Here is a 19,390-nt window from a genome sequence, read left to right as displayed (position 1 = left end):
CTCAGCCCGACCGCGGCGCCGGGATCTCGAGGCGAATCCGGGTCCCCACGCCGAGCTTCGAAGCGATCCAGAACCGGCCCCCGAACTGCTTGGCGACGAAGAACGCTTTCGTCAGCCCAAACCCTCCCCCCATCGTCCGTACATCCGCCACATTGCTGGCGCGGCGACCAAAATGAACGACCGTCGCGATCTCCCTGGGGGGGATGCCGCGCCCGGTGTCCTCGACCACGAGCCGCAGCGTCCGTTTCCGGGCGTGCAAGGCCGCCGTGATCCGTCCCCCCGGTGGCGTGTATTTCCGCGCATTCGCGATCAGGTCCCGAAGCACGTCCTTGATCACCGGCGGCATCCAGAGATGGTCGCCCTGCGATCCGTCGATTTGCAGGTCCAGATAGTAGTCGGTGGGGCGCTGCAGTGCCGGATTATAAACCACGCGGAACCGATGCCGGCTGGTCCTCTCCATCGCGAGCATCACGTCATGGATCTCGCATCGCAGCCTCGTCCCCGAGCAATACACCCAGCGCTCGGGATGTTTGAACCGCGCGAGCACCTCGCGCGCTCGAACCCGCAGAATGGCGAAGGCGGATCGGAGGTTGGCCACCGATTCGGTGACTTCCAGATTGTCCCGTGCTGCCGGGCGCGTACTGAACGCCTCCTCGATCTCACCGAGCACCTGCTGCTGGTGAAGGTCCATGTCGCCTGCCATCGCTAACCCTCCATCCATCGAGCACAGACTCACAATCAGCCGGCGGCAGAGCGCGTGACTTTCCTGCAACAACGTGTCGTCGTTCGCCAAGGCCAGTCCGATCAAGCTCAGCTCGCCCCGCAACACGTTTAGGATGTTCAGCAGGCTGTGCATCTCGAGCAGCGATTTCTCGTTCGGCTGCAGCGGCGGGATTTCTGTGATCTCGACCTCGTCCATCGCTGGTGGCGGCGGCGCAGCCGGCTCGATCCACGAATCGGCGGGGGGCATGAGCCAAGAGCTCGGGGAGATCAGACGCTGGGCGTGCACGAGTTGCATAGCGGCAATCTCGACCAATATCGGATGGTGTGCAGAGCGGCGGGCGGGAGCAGAATTACTCAAAACGCTCGCCTGCAGTGGCTGGCGGGACGTACCGGCAACCCGAGTGCGAAACTAAACGCGTGCGCCCCGCACCAAGCCGGTATGCGCCGATGCCGTGCCGTTCCGTTGCGAGTCGGGGACCGCGGGCAGGCGCTGCCGTGCGCGATTCGCACGGGACGCCGGCTTGCGTGGACCTCGCCTGCACTGTCAGCTTCACGCCGGGTGCCGCGGCACTCGCTTCATGAGCTTTCTCTTCGTCTTCAGCGTCCTGGTGATCACGATCACGTTGATTGGTGTCGCCATCGGCCGCTGGCCATGGCTTCGCATGAATCGCGCGACCATCGCGCTCGTCGGCGCCACGGCTCTGGTGGGCTCGGGCGCGCTCTCGCTGGAACAAGCGTATCGCGCGGTCGACTGGAACACCGTTGTCCTGCTGTTCGCGATGATGGTGTTGAACGTGAACCTGCGCCTCGCTGGCTTTTTCCATCGTGTCACGGGTTATGTCGTCCGGTTCGCGCGCACGCCGCGCCGGCTGCTGGCGATGATCGTCGGCGTCTCGGGCGTGCTGTCGGCCGTATTCCTGAACGATACGATCGCGCTGACGATGACTCCGATCGTGCTCGAACTCACCCGCACGCTGCGACGCGATCCCCTGCCCTACCTGGTCGGTTTGGTTACGGCCGCCAATGTTGGGTCCGTGGCAACGATCACGGGCAACCCTCAGAATATGCTGGTTGGTTTGTCGTCCGGCCTCCCCTTCGTGGAGTTCTCCCGGGTCCTCGGGCCGGTCGCTCTCGTTGGGCTGCTGATTATCTGGGCGGTGATCGTCCTGGTGTATCGTGCGGAATACACGCAGCCGTTCATTCCGACCCATGTGGAAGTTCCCGGCACGGAGGATGCACCTCTCCTGCGCAAGGCGATGCTCGCCACCGGACTGATGATCGTCGGCTTGGTCGCCGGCGTCCCCATTCCGTTGGCGGCATTGATCGCAGCGGCAGTGCTGCTCATCTCGCGCCGGCGGGATCCGGAGCATGTGTTCGAGGAAATCGATTGGGGACTGTTGGTGTTCTTCGCGTCGTTGTTCGTCGTCACCGGAGCGATTGAAACGAGTGGGTTCGGCGCGCAGCTCTTCGCCTGGATGCGTCCTTGGGCAGATGGCGGGCCGGCCAAGCTGACATTCGTGTCCGTCGTGCTCAGCAACATCGTGTCGAACGTGCCCGCGGTGATGTTGTTTCGCCCTGTCGTGCCTACGCTGGCTGAGCCGCATCAGGCGTGGCTCACCCTGGCCATGGCCACGACGCTGGCCGGAAACCTGACCCTGCTTGGCTCGGTGGCGAACTTGATCGTCGCAGAGATCGCACGACGTAGCGGGGTAAGGCTGTCGTTCGGTGAGTATCTGAAAGCAGGAACGCCGATCGCGCTCCTGACTTTGCTGTGCGGCGTGTGGTGGTTGAGTTGATGCCGCTCTTAACCGGCGGGGTGCACCCTCCACTGCCTGTTACGCGGCCAACGGTCAGCCATGTGCGCATGCGCCGTCACTCGGTTGCGATCGCGTGTAAGTAGGGTGTAAAAACCGGTAGTTCCGGGCAAACTACCTCAGCTTGCCAATATTTTCCCTTCCCAAGGGATTGCTTGTGCGGCATTAGGAGCGGCGTGAAAACGGGTGCTTCCAGCGTTCGCGTGCTCACACCAGTCCGGCGGCGTGCTAATCAAAAGGCGTTCAGCTTGGTCGAGGTGCTGGTGACCATGGTACTGATCACGCTGATGTGCGCGTCCGTTTTCCCCGGGTTGCAGTTGATCACCACGAGCGCCATGAACACGGCGATTCGCGGTGAGGCGCACCGGCTGATGCAGGATGAAGCTGAGCGGCTGATATCCGTCGGCTATGCTAGTTTCACGACCTCGGACGAGCAGACTATCACCAGCTCGATCAAGACGACCTTCGGTCCCGACAAGAGCAGCCAGTTCCAGTATCCGTCCAATCAGGCGGGTCGCGTCACCTTCAAGCGTCGCGTCGTGGCGGTGGCGGACACGTCGACCACCCGGACGCTGCGCGTCGAGGTGGAGTGGACGTGGCGAGGCAAGAAAACAGTCATCTCGATGCCGATCTTTCGATCGGTATAACGGTCGCGCGTTCAACCCTCCGGCTCGCATGAAAGCGCTTCGCTTCGCACGCTCGACTTCCGTCGACGCACTCCGTCGGTCAGATTCCGCAGTCCCGCTGGCGGGCTTCACGCTCGTCGAGCTGATGGTCGCCACTACGATCTTGGGGATCGTTATGGGCATGACCTTGGTCGCCTACACCGGAGTGACCAAACGGGCGTTCCACACGGAAGCGACCATCAAAGGCTCGTCGGAATTGCGGTATGCCGCGGACATGATCAGCCAGTCGGTCCGCAGTGCATCGCAACCGATCGTAGTTTCAGCCAACGGTCTCCAGCTGGATGTGCCGCCCGATACGCTCGCGGTGGCAGTTATCGATGGTGCCGCGACCAGCATCGGTCCGCTTAGTGATGCCCTGGGATACAAGGACAATCAGCAGCTCGTGAAGGTTAAAGATTACTCCAGCGCAGTGGCGACGAGTTCGATTTTCGCGAGTTCGGCGCGTCCAAGTGCTGCTGTAGCAGGAACCGACATATCCACTTATTTCAAGAGCCAGACGTATCTTGGCGCGAACGAAGGGATCAATTTGGAACGAGATACTAAAGGGGCCAAGCTGCTGGAAGGAATGTTTCGAAAGGGGGACGTGGTCACGATCCCGGCGACAGCGTATGGCGCACAAGTGGTGCTCGTCATCGACAGCGTGAGCAATGGCAAGGGCAGCAAAACCATTACATTCACTACGAAGCTAGGCGTCGATGTCCCGAATGGAACAAAGATTCTGCCCACCGGGGCGGGGCGCCGGATGCGCTTTGAAGTCTTTTCCGAAACCGATCCCACAGTGGAACGCCGCGGACAGCTGTGGTACTACCCCGACAAGGATACAGCGAACCATATCGTGCTGGCCACCGATGTTGACGCCTCGCCCGTGTCCAACCCAGCCGACCCAACGAGCGCGGCCACGAAGCCGTTTGTTTCGAATGGCCGCGTGCTGACCCTAAACCTGCAGAAACTGCCGCGCGGCACGGTCGCTGGTCGCACCGTCCAAGGTGTCCAAACCACGGCTTACGCCCGCACCGACCCTTCCGTGCAATGAACGCTGCAACCAAGATTGCGTTCCCCAGAGCGCGCCGCGAGCGCGGGACGGGGTGTCACGACGAGCGCGGCAGTGCGCTGTTCGTCGTGTTGATTCTCGCCCTCGTCATGGCGGGAATGCTCGCTTCGGTGCTCAGCTATCTCAACAGCGAAGCCCAACTGGAGAAACGTAGCGACGTCCGGCTCGAGTCCACCTATGCCGCGGAATTCGCCTTTGAAAAGGCATTCACGGATCTCAAGGCACAGATCGCCCAATACAACCTGCCTAACATCGCGCAGACGACCGCCGTCACCAACCTCACCCTTGCCCCGTCCGATCAGTTCGGGACGGCGCAGGGATACACGTGGAAAACGTTTTTGACGGTTCCGGTCGAGGATGGAGTGGTGGTCGACAAGCATACGGGCTTCAACGCGGTGCGCGGAAGCTATCATTATGTGAGCGCCATCGAGTTCCAGCGGCAGACGCCCGGGATGACGGCGCCCGTGCAGATGAGTTTTCAGCGCGAGTGGATCTACAGCATTAAGCCGCTGTTCCAGTATGCCATCTTCTACGACAGCGACATGGAATTGTTCCCGGGCGCCAAGTTTGTCGTTGGCGGCCGCGTGCATTCGAACGGCACGATCTATACCAACACCGCCGCGAGCATCACTTACTCTGATTATGTGACGTACGTGAACGGGATATCCAAGGATTATGCGCCGAACGACAAACACCACAAGGACGTCCTGACCGGACCGGTCACTTACGCAAAGGGCCACCCAACGGCCAGCTCGCGGGAGGACCCGCCTGGGTCGATGGCCAAGGACACGGACGACTCAAACGTCAACAACGATGGTGCTCGTGAACTGATCGAAATTCCGGACACGCATCAAAACGATCCCAGCGCGAGCGAACGCCTGTACAATCAAGCCGGGTTGAAGGTTCTGGTGAACACGACCGGCGCCACCGCCAGCTCGGCGAGCAACGTATCAGTCGGCAGCAAGTCGCGCGTTTACATGACCGAAGATGGCACGATAATTCCGGCAGGCGACCCTCTGGCCACCGTGCTGAACACGATGATCAGCAATCCAGCGACAAAGAAGACCGTGACGGATTACCGCGAGAACAGCGCCGCGGTGACGGTGACCGAAGTCAACGTTGCGGCGCTGACTACCGCTTACGAAGCAGGCGGACTTCCCGCGACGATCCCCTCGACCGCCAAATGGCCGGACGACAGCTCGGTTCCCGCCGCTTTGAAAAACCAGGACATCCCCTCTGATCTGCGAGGGAAGAAGCTATGGAATGGAGTCCTCTACGTCGCGAATGTCACAGACAGCACTACGAATCCGGTCGCGGTGAAAATCATCAATGGCACCGATCTCCCGGATGGATCGAAACCGCTATCAACCAAGGCTGGGCTCACGATAGTGAGCGAGAACCCCGCCTACATCGTGGGCGACTATAACACCGGTGGCAATTCGCCGGCGGTCAACGACGGCGACAAGGCGCTTGATTCGAAAAATTACGTTGCCGGCTACACTGTCCAGCCGGCCGCGGTCATCGCTGATGCGGTCACGGTACTTTCGCGCTACTGGGATTCCGACGACTACAACAACAAAGCGACCTTGAGTTCGCGAAAACCAACCAACACCACGATCAACACCGCTCTGATTTCCGGGATCGTGAAAACCACGACCAGCGCGTACAGCGGCGGCGTCGAAAACTACATTCGATTGCTCGAAGACTGGGGCGGGAAGCGTCTGACTTATTACGGATCGATCATCAATCTTTACGAAAGCCAGCAGGCGACGGCGCCTTGGGCTGGGAGTGCCTACGGCGTGCCTACCCGCAATTGGTATTTCGACACGCAGTTCAGCGATCCGTCAAAACTGCCTCCCGGAACTCCGACGGTCCGTTCGCTGCAGCGCGGGCAGTGGGTGCAGTTGCAGTAGGCGGCACCGGACCGCGGGACGGCGTCTCACTCGATCCCGGCAGCGCGGAGCGCGCGTCAGCCACCTTTGCTTGTGTCGGGGCTCTGACGTTTTCGTTCACGCGGGGCTTGCCACTTCGGGGTCGCTGGTTGCAGCGTTGGCGCAAATCGCCGGACTTCGGCGAACTCGCTGCAACGTCAGATCCCGTTCATTTCTTCCCATGTCCAAAGCCGCACCCGCCAAGCCCCTCCCCGCCGCCGCCGCGCCCGCGCGCGACAAGAATCTCGACCTCGCCGTTTCCGCCATCACCAAGCAATTCGGCGAGGGCTCCATCATGCGGCTGGGCGGCGCCACCCGCATGAAGGTGGAGACGCTCTCCACGGGCTCGCTCGCGATCGATCTGGCCCTCGGGGTGGGCGGCCTGCCGAAGGGTCGCATTGTCGAAATCTACGGCCCCGAGTCTTCCGGCAAAACGACGTTCTGCTTGAGCGTGATCGCCGAGGCACAGCGCCGCGGCGGGCTCGCCGCCTTCATCGATGTGGAGCACGCGCTCGACCCGAAATACGCCCGGGTCGTCGGGGTGAATCTCGACGACCTGCTTGTCTCCCAGCCCGACAGCGGCGAAGACGCGCTGAACATCATGGAGACGTTGATCCGCTCGAACAGCATCGACGTGATCGTGCTGGACTCGGTTGCCGCCCTCATCACCAAGGCAGAACTCGACGGCCAGATGGGCGACCTCACGATGGGCAGCCAGGCGCGGCTGATGTCACAAGCCATGCGTCGTCTAACGGCCGTGGTGAGCAAGACCGCATGCGTGTGCATTTTTACCAACCAGATCCGCGAGAAGATCGGCGTGATGTTCGGCAATCCGGAGACGACCTCCGGCGGCCGTGCGCTGAAATTCTTCTCCTCGGTACGCATCGACATCCGCCGCAAGGACCAGATCAAGACTCCGGAAGGCAAGGTCATCGGCAACCGGACCAAGATCAAGGTGGTCAAGAACAAGGTCGCGCCGCCGTTCACCGAGTGCGAATTCGACATCATGTATGACGAGGGTATCTCGCGCTCCGGTTCGCTCCTCGATCTCGGCCTGGAGCGCAAGATTCTGGAGAAGAAGGGGGCGTGGATCGCCTACGAGGGGGCGCTGATCGGCCAGGGCCGCGATGCCGCCAAGGCCGCGATCAAGGAAAAGCCCGAACTCGCCGAGAAGATTACTCAGGCCATCCTCGATCGCGTGACGGTCACCGGCGGTGCCGTCATCACAGGCGGCGACGGCGCCACGACCTGAGCTCCGCAAGCCGGCCTACGGAAACAGCCACTGCTGCTGCCAATCGTCGCCCTGCCGGGTGAACCGCTGGCGGTCGTGGTGCCGGAACGGGCGTTGAACCCAGAACTCGAATACGTCCGGCCTTACGCGGAGCCCTGACCAGTGCGGCGGACGGGGCACGGCGCCCAAGCCGAACCGCGCCGCCGCGCCGGCGACCGCCTGCTCCAACTCGAACCGGCCCGTCATCGGCCGCGATTGCCGCGAGGCCCACGCGCCGAGCTGACTGAGCCGCGGGCGCGTCGCAAAGTAGGTGTCCGCCTCATCGGCTGGGACGGGCTCCACGCGGCCGTCGATCCGCACCTGTCGCTCCAAGCGCGCCCAATGGAAGCAAAGCGCGGCGCGGGGATTCGTTTGCAGGTCGGCGGCCTTCGGGCTTTCGAGATTCGTATAGAACACTGCGCCGCGACGGTCGAATCCCTTCAAGAGCACCATGCGCACACTCGGCCGGCCGCCAGGATCAGCCGTGGCGAGCGCACATGCGGTCGGGTCGTCCGGCTCCGTTTTTTTTGCCAGGGCGAACCACTCCGCGAAGAGATCGAATGGGTCGGACGCAGCCATGAGTCCAGCATGGCGTTCCGTTGGAGCCAGGTCTGCGCGCGCGTTGGCCAACGACGCGCAGGGATTGCGGGTGCAAATCGGCTTTGCGTTCGGAGCCGGCGCGCTATCGTGCGAGTTTTATGCCGCCACTCGAGGACACCATCGCCGCCCTGGCCACGCCGGCCGGAATTTCGGCCTTGGCGATACTTCGTGCCAGTGGTCCGGATACGCGACGGATCGCGGAGGCGATTCTGGGGCGCACTCCCCTGCCCCGCCGGATTCAACGCGTCGATTACCGGGACCGCGCCGGGCACATCCTGGACGAGGTTCTCTGCGTCTTTTTTCCCCAACCGCGTTCCTACACCGGCGAGGACCTCCTCGAAATCTCGACGCACGGCAACCCCTTCATCGCCCAACGCGTGCTGCAGGACCTTTTCGCCCGCGGCTGCCGCCCTGCCGGGCCCGGCGAGTTCACTCAACGGGCATTCTTGAATGGCCGGCTGGACTTGAGCCAGGCGGAAGCCGTGATGGATTTGATCCACGCGCAGAGCGACCGGGCGCTCGCCGCCGCGAACCATCAGCTCAGAGGATCGCTCGGGCGGCATGTGCAGCGGATCATCGACCGCGTCGTGCGCGTGCTTGCGCAAGTCGAGGCGTATATCGATTTCCCTGACGAAGATTTGCCCTCCAGCAATCGCGACACCCTCGCTGCCGAGCTTGAGATGGCTCGTCACGAGGCGGAGCAGCTCATTGCCACCCAACGTTATGGGAATCTGATCCGTGACGGGATCAAGACGGTGATCGTAGGTGCACCAAATGTCGGCAAAAGCAGCCTGCTGAATCGCCTCGTGGGCCGGGAGCGAGCGTTGGTGAGCGCCGAACCGGGCACGACCCGCGACTTCATCGAGGAACGGATCGCGGTGGGCGAGCATTGCATCCGGCTCGTCGACACCGCGGGCTTGAACGTCTCCCCCGCCCCGTTGGAAGCGCTTGGCATCCACAAGAGCTTGGAACAGCTGGCCGACGCTGACTTGGTACTGGCGATCGTTGACCTGTCGGATCCAGAACCCTCTCTTCCGCCGGAATTGGCGAAACGGCTCGATCCCAAGAATACTCTTCTGGTGGCAAACAAGATAGATCTTTGCGCCGGGAAATGTGTATTAGATACTGTGGACCAATGGTTTGGGATGGTTTTTTGTTCGGCAAAGATCGGTGTCGGTTTGGACGACCTTTTCGGGGCCATTGGACGATGGGCTGACCAATGGCAAATTACAGTTGGTCAAGACGTGATTGCCGTGAATGCCCGACACAGCCATGCTCTCGCCCTCGCTCTTGAAGCTCTGGATGCGGCTTTGGACAAGCTCCGCAGCGGAGACGCTGCGGAACTGCTGGCAAGCGATCTGAGATCCGCCTTGCTGGCACTGGGTGATATTGCCGGTCGGGTCGATAACGAACGCGTGCTGGACGAGCTGTTCGCCACCTTCTGTATTGGAAAGTAATTCAGCAGCCGCCACTCATCCCCGTGCGATTTAATTCAGAACCATTCGACGTGATCGTTTGCGGTGCCGGTCACGCCGGCATCGAGGCCTCCCTCGCGGCCGCGCGAGTCGGCGCCTTCACCCTGCTCCTTACCGGCAATCTCGACACGGTTGGACAGATGAGCTGCAATCCAGCAATCGGTGGCCAAGCCAAGGGACAAATTGTTCGGGAGATCGACGCGCTTGGTGGGGAGATGGCCATCAATACCGATGTCACGGGCATCCAATTTCGACTGCTGAATCATACGAAGGGGCCAGCGGTCCAGTCCCCCCGGGCGCAGTGCGACAAAAAGGCCTACCAATTCCGCCTCAAGCACACGCTTGAACTTCAGCCCCATCTTCAGCTTTTTCAGGCCACAGTCACGGGACTGATCTTCGACGGCGCCAAGGTCATCGGCTGTCGGACCAATCTAGACATCGAATTTTATGGACGTACCGTGGTCGTCACCACCGGCACATTCCTTCGGGGGTTAATGCACATCGGGTCGAACAAGAACGAAGGCGGCCGGCTCGGTGACTTCAGCGCACGGACGCTTTCGGGGAGCCTGCAGGAAGCGGGAATCGAATTGAGGCGATTCAAGACGGGAACGCCTCCGCGGCTGCTTGGCCGGAGCTTGGATTTTTCCAAAATGGAGGAGCAGAAGGGCGACGCAAACCCGACTTTTTTTGCATTTCACGATACGCGCGAGGACGGCGGTGTGTTCCACGTGGAACACGGTAAGCCGCAGGGAGAGGCAATCCCGCCGGGATGTGAACAAGTTTCCTGCTGGATGACCTACACCACGGCGCGCACCGCTGAGCTCGTGCGAGAGAACCTCTCAAGGTCGGCGATGTACGGGGGCGAGATAGAAGGCGTGGGGCCAAGGTATTGCCCAAGCATCGAGGACAAATTCGTGCGGTTTGCGGACAAGCCCCGACACCTGCTTTTCCTCGAGCCGGAGGGGCGGGGAACCGACGAATTTTATGTGAATGGCTTGTCAACAAGTCTGCCGTTCGACGTTCAGCTCGAGCTGGTCCACAGCATTCCTGGCTTGGGGGAAGCCGTTCTGCTGCGACCCGCGTATGCCGTCGAATATGATTATGCGCCCCCCACGCAGCTAAAGATGTCCTTGGAGTCACAAAGGGTGGAGGGACTTTTTCTCGCGGGTCAGATCAACGGCACATCAGGGTATGAAGAGGCTGCGGGTCAGGGATTGATTGCCGGCGTGAACGCCGCTCGCAAGGGGAGGGGAGAGCAGCCGCTCGTACTGGGACGCCACGAAGCCTACATTGGAGTATTGATCGACGATCTTGTCACCAAGGGAACGGAAGAACCGTATCGAATGTTCACCAGCCGGGCCGAGCACCGACTTTTACTCAACCACGGCAGCGCCGAACTACGCTTGCTCCATCACGCATCCGGTTGTAAGTTGCTTAATGTCAATAGATTGGATAATATTGCGCGCAAGAAAGAAGCGATCGAATCGTGGGTTCGGCGGCTTGAGTCCGAGCGCACAAGCGAGGGTACTCTTGCCGAAATTATCCGACGTCAGAATGCGCGTGCCGAGCTGCCGTCGGAGCTGATGCGCCAGTCCAAGCCCGTTCGCGATGAGGTGCTTTATCGCGTGCTCTACAGTGGGTATTGGGAGCGGGAGCAACGGCATATCGACAAGCTTGCCCAGATTGAAGCCGTGCGCATCCCCGCGGCGATCGATTACCTGCGCATTCCCGGCCTGCGGCGCGAAAGCGCCCTCAAACTCGCCGCTCAGCGACCGGACACGCTCGGCCAAGCCAGCCGGATCAGCGGGGTAAATCCCGCGGATGTGAGCATTCTCATGGTGTTGATCAAAACCGGGAAAACGCCCTCGTTGCCCGACACCGCCACGACCGACGGCCGTGATGTACCCTGACTTCAAAGCAGTTATTGGCGAGAGGCGCCGCGCATTGACGGACTTTCTGGCGCAAGCGCTCGGGCCAGCGCCCAGTTTCGTCTGGGAAGTCGGCTGCGGACATGGGCATTTCCTCACCGCTTACGCCGAGGCCCACACGCGCGAGCCATGCATCGGTGTGGATCTGGCGAGCGACCGCATCGCGCGGGCCATGCGCAAACGGAACCGGAGCGGCTTGGCTCATCTCCATTTCGTGCAAGGCGACGCCCGGTTGTTTCTCGACGCGGTGCCGCCCGGCGTGTCGATCTCTTCCGTCTTCATTCTGTTTCCCGACCCTTGGCCGAAGCTGCGCCATCACAAGCACCGCATTATTCAGCCGGCATTCCTGACGCAGCTACGCCCCAAAGTGAGAGAGGGGGCGCGGATTTATCTCCGTACTGACTTCGAGCCCTACTTCGAGGATGCACGACTGACCTTCCTGGAGCATCCGCAATGGCGCCTCGTGGACGAAGCGTGGCCCTTCGAATACGAGACGGTCTTTCAGCAGCGCGCGGCAACCCATTGTTCCCTGATTGCCGCGCCGCGCTGACCACCCGATAGAACGCAGCGGTTTGCACCGAGCGAACCGCGCATCTCGAGGGTTGACGGATTCTGCGCGCTTGCCTTTGGTAAATCTTCCCTACCGTTCCGCCCCCATGCTTCGAGCGACCCAACGCGCTGTCTTACTGCTGCTTTCTCTAACTTCTCTCCCGGTTTTCGGCGCGGAAGGCGAAGGCGTCGCTCCGGCGGCCGCCAAGCTGATCGATTTCGGCGGCGGCTGGGCGATCACCAATAGCATGGCGACCGGTTGGGCGGTTTCCTTGCTGCTCGTCGCTTTTGTGATGTGGCTCGTCGGCAAGCCATCGGTGATGCCTTCAAAAGGACAGGCCCTGGTGGAAAAGTTGATCGAGGCGCTGCGTGATCTCTTCGAGCCGATCGTCGGCAAGAAGGCGTTCCCGGCGGCTTTCCCTATCCTCGTGACGCTTTTCATCTTCATCCTCTTTCACAACTGGATGGGGCTGCTTCCCGGCGTCGGTACGATGGGGTGGGGACGCGGCGAACACTGGTGGAGCCTCCAGCATATCGACACCCCGTGGATCCGTCCGCACAACGCCGACTTCAACGGTACCATCGCGCTGGCGCTGATCTCCTTCGGCGCGTGGGCGATCATCGTGCTGAAATACGTGGGACCGCGGCTGATCCTCTTCGATCTGTTCGGCAACAAGGCCGACAAGAAGGAAACCCCGGCTTGGCTGTATCCGATTTTGTCGATCGTCTTTCTCCTGGTTGGGTTCATCGAAGTCTTTTCGATCGCGATCCGGCCCTTCACGCTGTCCGTCCGTTTGTTCGGCAATATCTTTGGCGGCGAGAACCTGCTCCATGGCACCGGCTTCTTTTTCGTGTTTTACTTCATGGAACTGCTGGTCGGCCTGATTCAGGCCCTCGTGTTCACGCTGCTCACGTCCGTCTACATCGGCCTGCTCGCCAATCATGGCGACGACCACGATCACGAGCACGCGGCTGACGAGAAATCCGGCCATGTGCCGGCGGCTCCGCACTGATCCCTTTTCCGCCGGGAGCGTGCCCCGCGTGCGCACGGCGGAGCTCCAACAAACAAAACCAACCCACGATCATGATTCCAACCATCGCTGAACTCACCGGCAACATCGCCAGCGCGTTTGGTCTGCTCGGCGCCGCTCTCGGCGTCGGTCTCATCGGCTTGAAAGCCGCCGAAGCCGTCGGCCGCAATCCCGGCGCATCCGGCAAGGTTCTCGTTCAAGCCATCATCGGAATGGCGCTCGCCGAAGGTCTCGGCATCCTCGCGCTCTTCCTCGCCAGGTAATCGTCCTCCGCGTTAACCGGCAGCGCGGACACCGCGCTGCCTCTTCCCTTTGACTATGCTGCCCCTCTTTCTTGCTGCGGCCGAAGCTCACGTCGCCGAACCGGGTCTGGTCGCCGAACTCGTCGAAAAATTCGGCTTGGATCCGAAGTACATCCTCATCCAGACCTTCAGCTTCCTGATCGTCCTGGGGATTCTGTATCGCTTCGCGATCAAACCCACGATCGCCGCGATGGAAGAGCGTGCCGAGAAAGTCGGCGCCGGGCTGAAATACGCCGAGGAGATGCAGGCCAAGCTGGCGGCTGCACAGCAGGAGAGTGCAGCGATCGTCAAAAAGTCCCAAGTCGAAGCCTCGCGCATCGTCGACGAAGCCCGCCGTACGGCGAAAGATTATCTCGACAAGCAAACGCAGGAAGCCGCCGCCAAAGCCAGCGAGACCATCGCGAAGGCCCAGCAGGCGATCGAGCTCGAGCACCGGAAAATGCTCGCCGACGCCCGCACCGAAATCGCCCGCCTGGTCGTGATCACCACCGAACGCGTGCTGGCGCAGAAGCTTTCCGACTCCGATCGCGCCGCCTACAACGCATCGGCTACGCGTGAGCTGACCAACGTCTGATCGTTCCGCGCGCCGCTCACTCGTTCGCCCGCGATTTTTTCTCCGCACTCACTGATATGGCCTCTGGCAACAAGCAGATCCAGCAGCTCGCCCATCAGCTCTTCAACTTGAGCTTGGAAAATGGCGCGGTCTCTAGCGAACGCGTGACGGGCGTACTGCAGTATCTCGAGAAGCACCGGCCGAAGCACGTCACCGCAGTGCTCCGCGCGTATCACCGGCTAATCGCCGCTGAGATCGCGCGCAGCCAGGCCGTCGTGGAACACGCCGGGCCGCTCGACCAGCCGGCGCTCGCGCAGATCGCCGCGGCGATGGCCAGGAAATACAACCGGCCGATCACGCCCGTCGCGAAGCGCAACGACACGCTGCTCGCCGGCATACGCGTTCGCATCGGCGACGACACTTACGAATCCTCCGTCGCTGGCCAGCTCGCCGCCCTCGCCGCCGCCGTCTGATCCCATTTCAATCCTACCTTTCCGATGAGCACCGTTCTCGAACAAATCGAACAGCAGATCGCCAAACTCTCCTCGCAAGCCGTCAAGAAAAACACCGGCCACATCATCGCGGTCGCCGACGGCGTCGCGCGTATCGACGGTCTGTCGGACGTGATGTACAACGAGATGGTCGAGTTCCCGGGCGGCACGATCGGCATCGCGCTGAATTTGGAACAAGACGAGGTCGGTTGCGTCGTGCTCGGCGATATCTCGAAGCTGAAGGAAGGCGACGAAGCGAAGACCACCGGCCGCCTGCTCTCGGTGCCGGTCGGCAAGGCCCTGCTTGGCCGCGCGGTCGACGCGCTCGGCAATCCCGTCGATGGCAAAGGTCCGATCGCGGCCACTGAGACCTATCCTGTCGAGCGGATCGCGCCCGGTATCATCGTGCGCCAATCGGTGACGCAGCCCTTGTTCACCGGCATCATGGCGATCGACTCGATGATCCCGATCGGTCGCGGCCAGCGCGAGCTGATCATCGGTGACCGCGGTACCGGCAAAACGACCATCGCGATCGACACGATCATCAATCAGGCGAAGATCAACAAGGTCGGCCTGGCGTCCGGCGATTCGAAATTCCGCCCGATGTATTCGATCTACGTCGCTGTCGGACAGAAGAACTCGAACATCGTGCGCACGATCAGCGCGCTCGAAGCGGCCGGAGCGCTGGAATACACGATTATCGTCGCCGCGCCGGCGGCCGACAACCCGGCGAACCAATACCTCGCGCCGTTCTCCGGCGCCGCGATGGGCGAGTGGTTCATGGAAAATGGCATGGATGCGCTGATCGTGTACGACGATCTTTCCAAGCACGCGGTCGCTTACCGCCAGATTTCGCTGATTCTGAAACGCCCCTCTGGCCGTGAGGCTTATCCCGGCGACGTCTTTTATCTCCACAGCCGCTTGCTCGAGCGCAGCGCCCGCCTCCAGGGTAAGGGTTCGCTCACGGGTCTCCCGATCATCGAGACGCAGGCGGGCGACGTCTCGGCTTACATTCCGACCAACGTCATTTCGATCACTGACGGCCAGATCTTCCTCGAGACCGATCTCTTCAACCAAGGTATCCGTCCGGCGGTGTCAGTGGGCTTGTCGGTTTCGCGCGTGGGTTCCGCGGCGCAGATCAAGGCGACGAAGCAGGTTGGCGGCAAATTGAAGGGCGAGCTGGCGCAGTTCCGCGAGCTCGCCGCGTTCGCGCAGTTCGGCTCCGACCTGGACGCGAAGACCAAGGCGCAGCTCGACCGCGGCGCCCGTATCGTCGAGCTGTTCAAGCAGCCGGCGTTCAACCCGATTCCAATCGAAGTCCAGGTGGTCGTGCTCTTCGCGATGCAGAAGGGCTTTTACGATGCCATCGACACCAAGAAGGTCGTCGTGGCCGCGAATTCGCTGAAGGAGTTCTTTGTTGCGCGCAAAGATGCGCTGCTGGCGGAAATCCGCACCAAGGCCGCCCTCGACAAGGATCTCGAGGCGCGCCTGCTCACCGCCGTCGAGGAATGGAAGGCGAGCTACACCGCCTGAGCCGCTCCGCCCTTCTGAACCACCTTTCGCCGCATGGCATCCACTCGCGACATTCGCCGGCGCATCAAGTCGGTCAAAAACACCCGCCAGATCACCAAGGCGATGGAACTGGTGGCCGCTTCGAAGATGAAGAAGGCCCAGCAAGCCGCCGTCGCCGGACGGCCCTATGCTGAATTGATGGCGCAGATGCTGGCGACGCTGGGCGACCGGGTGGAGGAGGCCCAGCATCCGTTTCTGGTGCAGCGCGAGGTGAAGACCCGCGGCATCATTCTTATCACGACCGACAAGGGCCTCGCCGGTCCGCTTAACGCGAACCTGTTCAAGCTCGTCACCGACATCCAGTCGCCGGCGAAATACGTCGTCGTTGGCCGCAAGGGCGCGCAATTCATCGCTCGCACGCGTCGCGATTTGCTCGCCGAGTTTCAGGTGAGCGACCGCGCGGCCTTCGCCGAGGTGAAGGTTGTGGTCGAGTTCATGACCAAGCAGTTCATCGACGGCGTCGTCGACTCCGTCGAGGTCATCTGGCCGCGCTTCAAGAACACCCTCGTGCAGATTCCGACGATCGCCCAGTTGCTGCCGCTGCGCGGCGTGCAGCACGCGGTCGAATCCCTGCAGCACGGCACCGGCGTCAGCGCCCCGCGCTCCCCGGCTGTGGAAGCGCAGATGCTGTTCGAGCCCGATCCCGTGTCGGTGCTCTCCGCCTTGCTGCCGCTCTACATCAATCGCGAGGTGTATCACCAAGTCCTCGACGCCAAGGCCTCCGAGCACAGCGCGCGCATGGTCGCCATGAAGACGGCGAAGGACAACGCGACCAAGCTGCTCGACGATCTCACGCTCGAATACAACAAGGCCCGCCAGGCCGGCATCACGCAGGAAATCATCGAAATCGCCGCCGCGCAGTTCGCGGCCGCCTCCTGAGCCTTCAATCCGATCCTTTCTCGATCCTCTCTCAATGAACACCGGTAAAATCGTCCAAGTCATCGGCCCCGTCGTCGACGTACAGTTCGCCGAAAACGCTATTCCGCCGATCCTGCAGGCGCTCACCGTCGAGTTCACCGCCGCCGGCAAGCCGCAAGTCCTCACCCTCGAGATCCAGCAGCACTTGGGCGACGGCATTGCGCGCACCGTCGCGATGTCTTCCTCCGAAGGTCTGGTCCGCGGCATGACGGTCGTGGATACGGGGGCCCCGATCTCGGTTCCGGTGGGCGACGGCGTGCTCGGACGCATCTTCGACGTGACCGGCAACACGGTTGACGGGAAGGGGCCGGTGAAGTTCGACAAGAAATACCCGATTCACCGTCCGGCTCCGACGCTGGCCGAACAGAACACCAAAGCCGAAATCCTCGAAACCGGCATCAAGGTCATCGACCTGATCTGCCCGTTCATCAAGGGTGGCAAGGCCGGCGCGTTCGGCGGCGCCGGCGTCGGCAAGACCGTCGTCATTCTCGAGCTCATCAACAACGTCGCGAAGGCGCACGGCGGCTACTCGGTGTTCGGCGGAGTAGGGGAGCGCTCCCGCGAGGGCAACGACCTCTACCACGAAATGTCCGAGGCGGGCGTCATCAATCAGAAGGATCTCTCCAAGTCGAAGGTCGCGCTGGTCTACGGGCAGATGAACGAGCCGCCGGGCGCGCGCATGCGCGTCGCGCTCTCCGCGCTCGCGATGACCGAGTATTTCCGCGACGAGAAGAACCAGGACGTGCTGCTCTTCATCGACAATATCTTCCGGTTCTCGCAGGCCGGCTCCGAGGTATCCGCGTTGCTGGGTCGCTCGCCGTCCGCCGTCGGTTATCAGCCGACGCTCTCGAACGAGATGGGCATTCTCCAGGAGCGCATCACGTCGACCAAGAAGGGTTCGATCACGTCCGTGCAGGCGGTCTACGTGCCGGCGGACGATCTCACCGACCCTGCGCCGGCGAATACGTTCGCCCACCTCGATTCCACCATCGTGCTCGAGCGCTCCATCGCCGAGCTCGGCATTTATCCGGCGGTCGATCCGCTCGCGTCCGTCTCGAAGGCCCTGCAGGCCGACATCGTCGGCGAGGAGCACTATTTCGTGGCGCGGGAAGTGCAGCGCGTGCTGCAGCGCTACAAGGATCTGCAGGACATCATCGCGATTCTCGGTCTCGACGAGCTTTCGCCCGAGGACAAACAAACGGTCTATCGCGCCCGCAAAATTCAGCGCTTTCTCTCGCAGCCGTTCTCGGTGGCGGAAGTCTTCACCGGCACGCCGGGTAAATACGTACCGGTCAAAGAAACCGTCCGCGGCTTCAAGATGATCCTCGATGGTCAGCTCGACGACGTCGCCGAAGGTGATTTCTACATGAAAGGTGGCATCGACGAGGTCATCGCCGCGTCCAAGAAGAGCTGAGCGCTACGCGAAGTCACAAGAGCCGAGTTCGAAGTAACAAGAATCCTCAGCGACCGCCGCAAGTCGGCCTATTACTTGTTACTTCTCGCCTAATACTTCAACCGCCATGCCTCTCACGCTCGAAATCGTCACCCCTGAAGCCCGGGTCTACTCCGACACGATCGATTCGGTGGTCATCCCGACCGCCGACGGCGAGGTCGGCATTCTCCCCGGTCACATTCCACTCCTGACCCAGGTCGAGGACGGCGAATTGCGGGTGACGAAGAACGGCCAGACAGAGTGGCTGGTGGTCGGCGGCGGTTTTGCTGAAGTCGAAGGCGACCGCGTCCGGGTGCTCGCAGAGCACGCTGTCACCGAATCGACGATCGACGAGAAAGCCGTCGAGGACGCGTTACGCCGCGCCCAAGACCAGATGAAGGACGCCGCCAAAATGGACCCGAACGAGTTCCAGAACCTCCAGAGCATGGTTCGATTCGCCGGCGTGCAACTTGCCCTGAAACGCCGCAAACGGTAGCCACTTACGGGCTCAGCCTCCCTTGGCTGAGCCTTTTTCTTGAACTCGGACTGAAACCGAGTCTCAGTGTCTATGCGATGCATCGCACGTCTGCTGCTCTTCTGCCTCTCTGCCAACTCCCCGCCGGCTCGATCGGATTGATCCGTCAGCTCGCCGGCAACGCAGCGTTCTGCCAGCGGGTGCGAGAGATGGGCTTCGGCGAATCCGCTTCCGTCACAAAGATTTCCGGTTCGGGAACGATCCTGTGTCAGATCAACGGCACGCGCATGGCGCTGAGCCACGACGCCGCCAAGAACATCCTGGTCGAGCAGGTGCGGCGACGGTGAACATGGCTGAGTTCGTCACCCTTTCCACGCTGACTGCCGGCGCATCCGCCGTCGTCCGCGAATTCCCGAAACTCGGGCCTGCTTTTATCCGGCTACGCGAGATGGGCGTTCTCCCCGGCACGCGAGTCACGCTCGTGCGCACCGCGCCGTTGGGTGATCCGATCGAGATCAAAGTCCGCGGTTACAGCCTCACTCTGCGCAAAACCGAAGCCGACCACGTACTGGTGGAGCCCGCCCAGTAA

20 protein-coding genes are annotated in these 19,390 nt (G+C 61.7%); 18 read left to right on the top strand and 2 right to left on the bottom strand.

The window, feature by feature from the left end:
- Position 1: 1 nt before the first annotated feature.
- Complete coding sequence (locus OTER_RS04490; protein ID WP_237702445.1) at positions 2 to 970, bottom strand: ATP-binding protein; 969 nt, start codon at positions 968 to 970, stop codon at positions 2 to 4.
- A gap of 331 nt (positions 971 to 1,301) precedes the next feature.
- On the opposite strand from OTER_RS04490, the gene OTER_RS04485 reads away from it, so the two are divergent.
- From OTER_RS04485 to recA, 5 genes are all read left to right on the top strand, one after another.
- Complete coding sequence (locus OTER_RS04485) at positions 1,302 to 2,519, top strand: anion transporter (protein WP_012373716.1); 1,218 nt, start codon at positions 1,302 to 1,304, stop codon at positions 2,517 to 2,519.
- A gap of 221 nt (positions 2,520 to 2,740) precedes the next feature.
- A complete protein-coding gene (locus tag OTER_RS24930) occupies positions 2,741 to 3,184 on the top strand; it encodes a type II secretion system protein (RefSeq protein ID WP_012373715.1) in 444 nt (147 codons plus the stop codon).
- Positions 3,185 to 3,212: 28 nt separating this feature from the next.
- A complete protein-coding gene (locus tag OTER_RS04475; RefSeq protein WP_012373714.1) occupies positions 3,213 to 4,256 on the top strand; it encodes a PilW family protein in 1,044 nt (347 codons plus the stop codon).
- Entirely contained in the window at positions 4,253 to 6,187 is a 1,935-nt protein-coding gene (locus OTER_RS04470; RefSeq protein WP_012373713.1) for a hypothetical protein, read from the top strand. The genes OTER_RS04475 and OTER_RS04470 overlap by 4 nt, the downstream gene beginning before the upstream one ends.
- Before the next feature lie 199 nt (positions 6,188 to 6,386).
- The gene (gene recA, locus OTER_RS04465) at positions 6,387 to 7,457 is read left to right on the top strand and encodes a recombinase RecA (RefSeq protein WP_012373712.1); all 1,071 of its coding nucleotides are present in this window, start codon (positions 6,387 to 6,389) and stop codon (positions 7,455 to 7,457) included.
- A gap of 15 nt (positions 7,458 to 7,472) precedes the next feature.
- On the opposite strand, the gene pdxH is transcribed toward recA, so the two are convergent.
- The gene (pdxH, locus tag OTER_RS04460) at positions 7,473 to 8,054 is read right to left on the bottom strand and encodes a pyridoxamine 5'-phosphate oxidase (RefSeq protein ID WP_012373711.1); all 582 of its coding nucleotides are present in this window, start codon (positions 8,052 to 8,054) and stop codon (positions 7,473 to 7,475) included.
- A gap of 119 nt (positions 8,055 to 8,173) precedes the next feature.
- Between pdxH and mnmE the strand changes: the two genes are divergently transcribed.
- The 13 genes from mnmE to OTER_RS04395 all read left to right on the top strand — a co-directional run bounded on the left by mnmE (position 8,174) and on the right by OTER_RS04395 (position 19,390).
- Positions 8,174 to 9,532, top strand: coding sequence for a tRNA uridine-5-carboxymethylaminomethyl(34) synthesis GTPase MnmE (mnmE, locus tag OTER_RS04455; RefSeq protein ID WP_012373710.1), 1,359 nt, complete (start codon positions 8,174 to 8,176; stop codon positions 9,530 to 9,532).
- A gap of 23 nt (positions 9,533 to 9,555) precedes the next feature.
- The gene (gene mnmG / locus OTER_RS04450; protein WP_044891563.1) at positions 9,556 to 11,460 is read left to right on the top strand and encodes a tRNA uridine-5-carboxymethylaminomethyl(34) synthesis enzyme MnmG; all 1,905 of its coding nucleotides are present in this window, start codon (positions 9,556 to 9,558) and stop codon (positions 11,458 to 11,460) included.
- Entirely contained in the window at positions 11,450 to 12,028 is a 579-nt protein-coding gene (gene trmB, locus OTER_RS04445) for a tRNA (guanosine(46)-N7)-methyltransferase TrmB (protein ID WP_012373708.1), read from the top strand. The genes mnmG and trmB overlap by 11 nt, the downstream gene beginning before the upstream one ends.
- Before the next feature lie 52 nt (positions 12,029 to 12,080).
- Entirely contained in the window at positions 12,081 to 13,040 is a 960-nt protein-coding gene (locus OTER_RS04440) for a F0F1 ATP synthase subunit A (protein WP_237702444.1), read from the top strand.
- Between the two features lie 71 nt (positions 13,041 to 13,111).
- Complete coding sequence (locus OTER_RS04435) at positions 13,112 to 13,321, top strand: ATP synthase F0 subunit C (protein WP_012373706.1); 210 nt, start codon at positions 13,112 to 13,114, stop codon at positions 13,319 to 13,321.
- A gap of 55 nt (positions 13,322 to 13,376) precedes the next feature.
- Positions 13,377 to 13,934, top strand: coding sequence for a F0F1 ATP synthase subunit B (atpF, locus tag OTER_RS04430; RefSeq protein WP_012373705.1), 558 nt, complete (start codon positions 13,377 to 13,379; stop codon positions 13,932 to 13,934).
- A gap of 56 nt (positions 13,935 to 13,990) precedes the next feature.
- Positions 13,991 to 14,386 (top strand): F0F1 ATP synthase subunit delta, encoded by a 396-nt coding sequence (locus OTER_RS04425; protein ID WP_012373704.1) that lies wholly within the window; start codon positions 13,991 to 13,993, stop codon positions 14,384 to 14,386.
- A gap of 24 nt (positions 14,387 to 14,410) precedes the next feature.
- Positions 14,411 to 15,937 (top strand): F0F1 ATP synthase subunit alpha, encoded by a 1,527-nt coding sequence (gene atpA / locus OTER_RS04420; RefSeq protein WP_012373703.1) that lies wholly within the window; start codon positions 14,411 to 14,413, stop codon positions 15,935 to 15,937.
- A gap of 33 nt (positions 15,938 to 15,970) precedes the next feature.
- Positions 15,971 to 16,855, top strand: a complete 885-nt coding sequence (gene atpG / locus OTER_RS04415; protein ID WP_012373702.1) for an ATP synthase F1 subunit gamma — start codon at positions 15,971 to 15,973, stop codon at positions 16,853 to 16,855.
- A gap of 34 nt (positions 16,856 to 16,889) precedes the next feature.
- Entirely contained in the window at positions 16,890 to 18,308 is a 1,419-nt protein-coding gene (atpD, locus tag OTER_RS04410; RefSeq protein WP_012373701.1) for a F0F1 ATP synthase subunit beta, read from the top strand.
- Between the two features lie 106 nt (positions 18,309 to 18,414).
- A complete protein-coding gene (atpC, locus tag OTER_RS04405; RefSeq protein ID WP_012373700.1) occupies positions 18,415 to 18,822 on the top strand; it encodes an ATP synthase F1 subunit epsilon in 408 nt (135 codons plus the stop codon).
- A 77-nt stretch (positions 18,823 to 18,899) separates the two neighbouring features.
- Positions 18,900 to 19,148 (top strand): FeoA family protein, encoded by a 249-nt coding sequence (locus OTER_RS04400; RefSeq protein WP_012373699.1) that lies wholly within the window; start codon positions 18,900 to 18,902, stop codon positions 19,146 to 19,148.
- A gap of 2 nt (positions 19,149 to 19,150) precedes the next feature.
- Entirely contained in the window at positions 19,151 to 19,390 is a 240-nt protein-coding gene (locus tag OTER_RS04395; RefSeq protein ID WP_012373698.1) for a FeoA family protein, read from the top strand.

Source organism: Opitutus terrae PB90-1, assembly GCF_000019965.1.
Taxonomy (GTDB): Bacteria; Verrucomicrobiota; Verrucomicrobiia; order Opitutales; family Opitutaceae; genus Opitutus; species Opitutus terrae.
The sequence above is the reverse complement of the archived record's forward strand: the minus strand, read 5'-3'. Positions and strand labels throughout refer to the sequence as shown.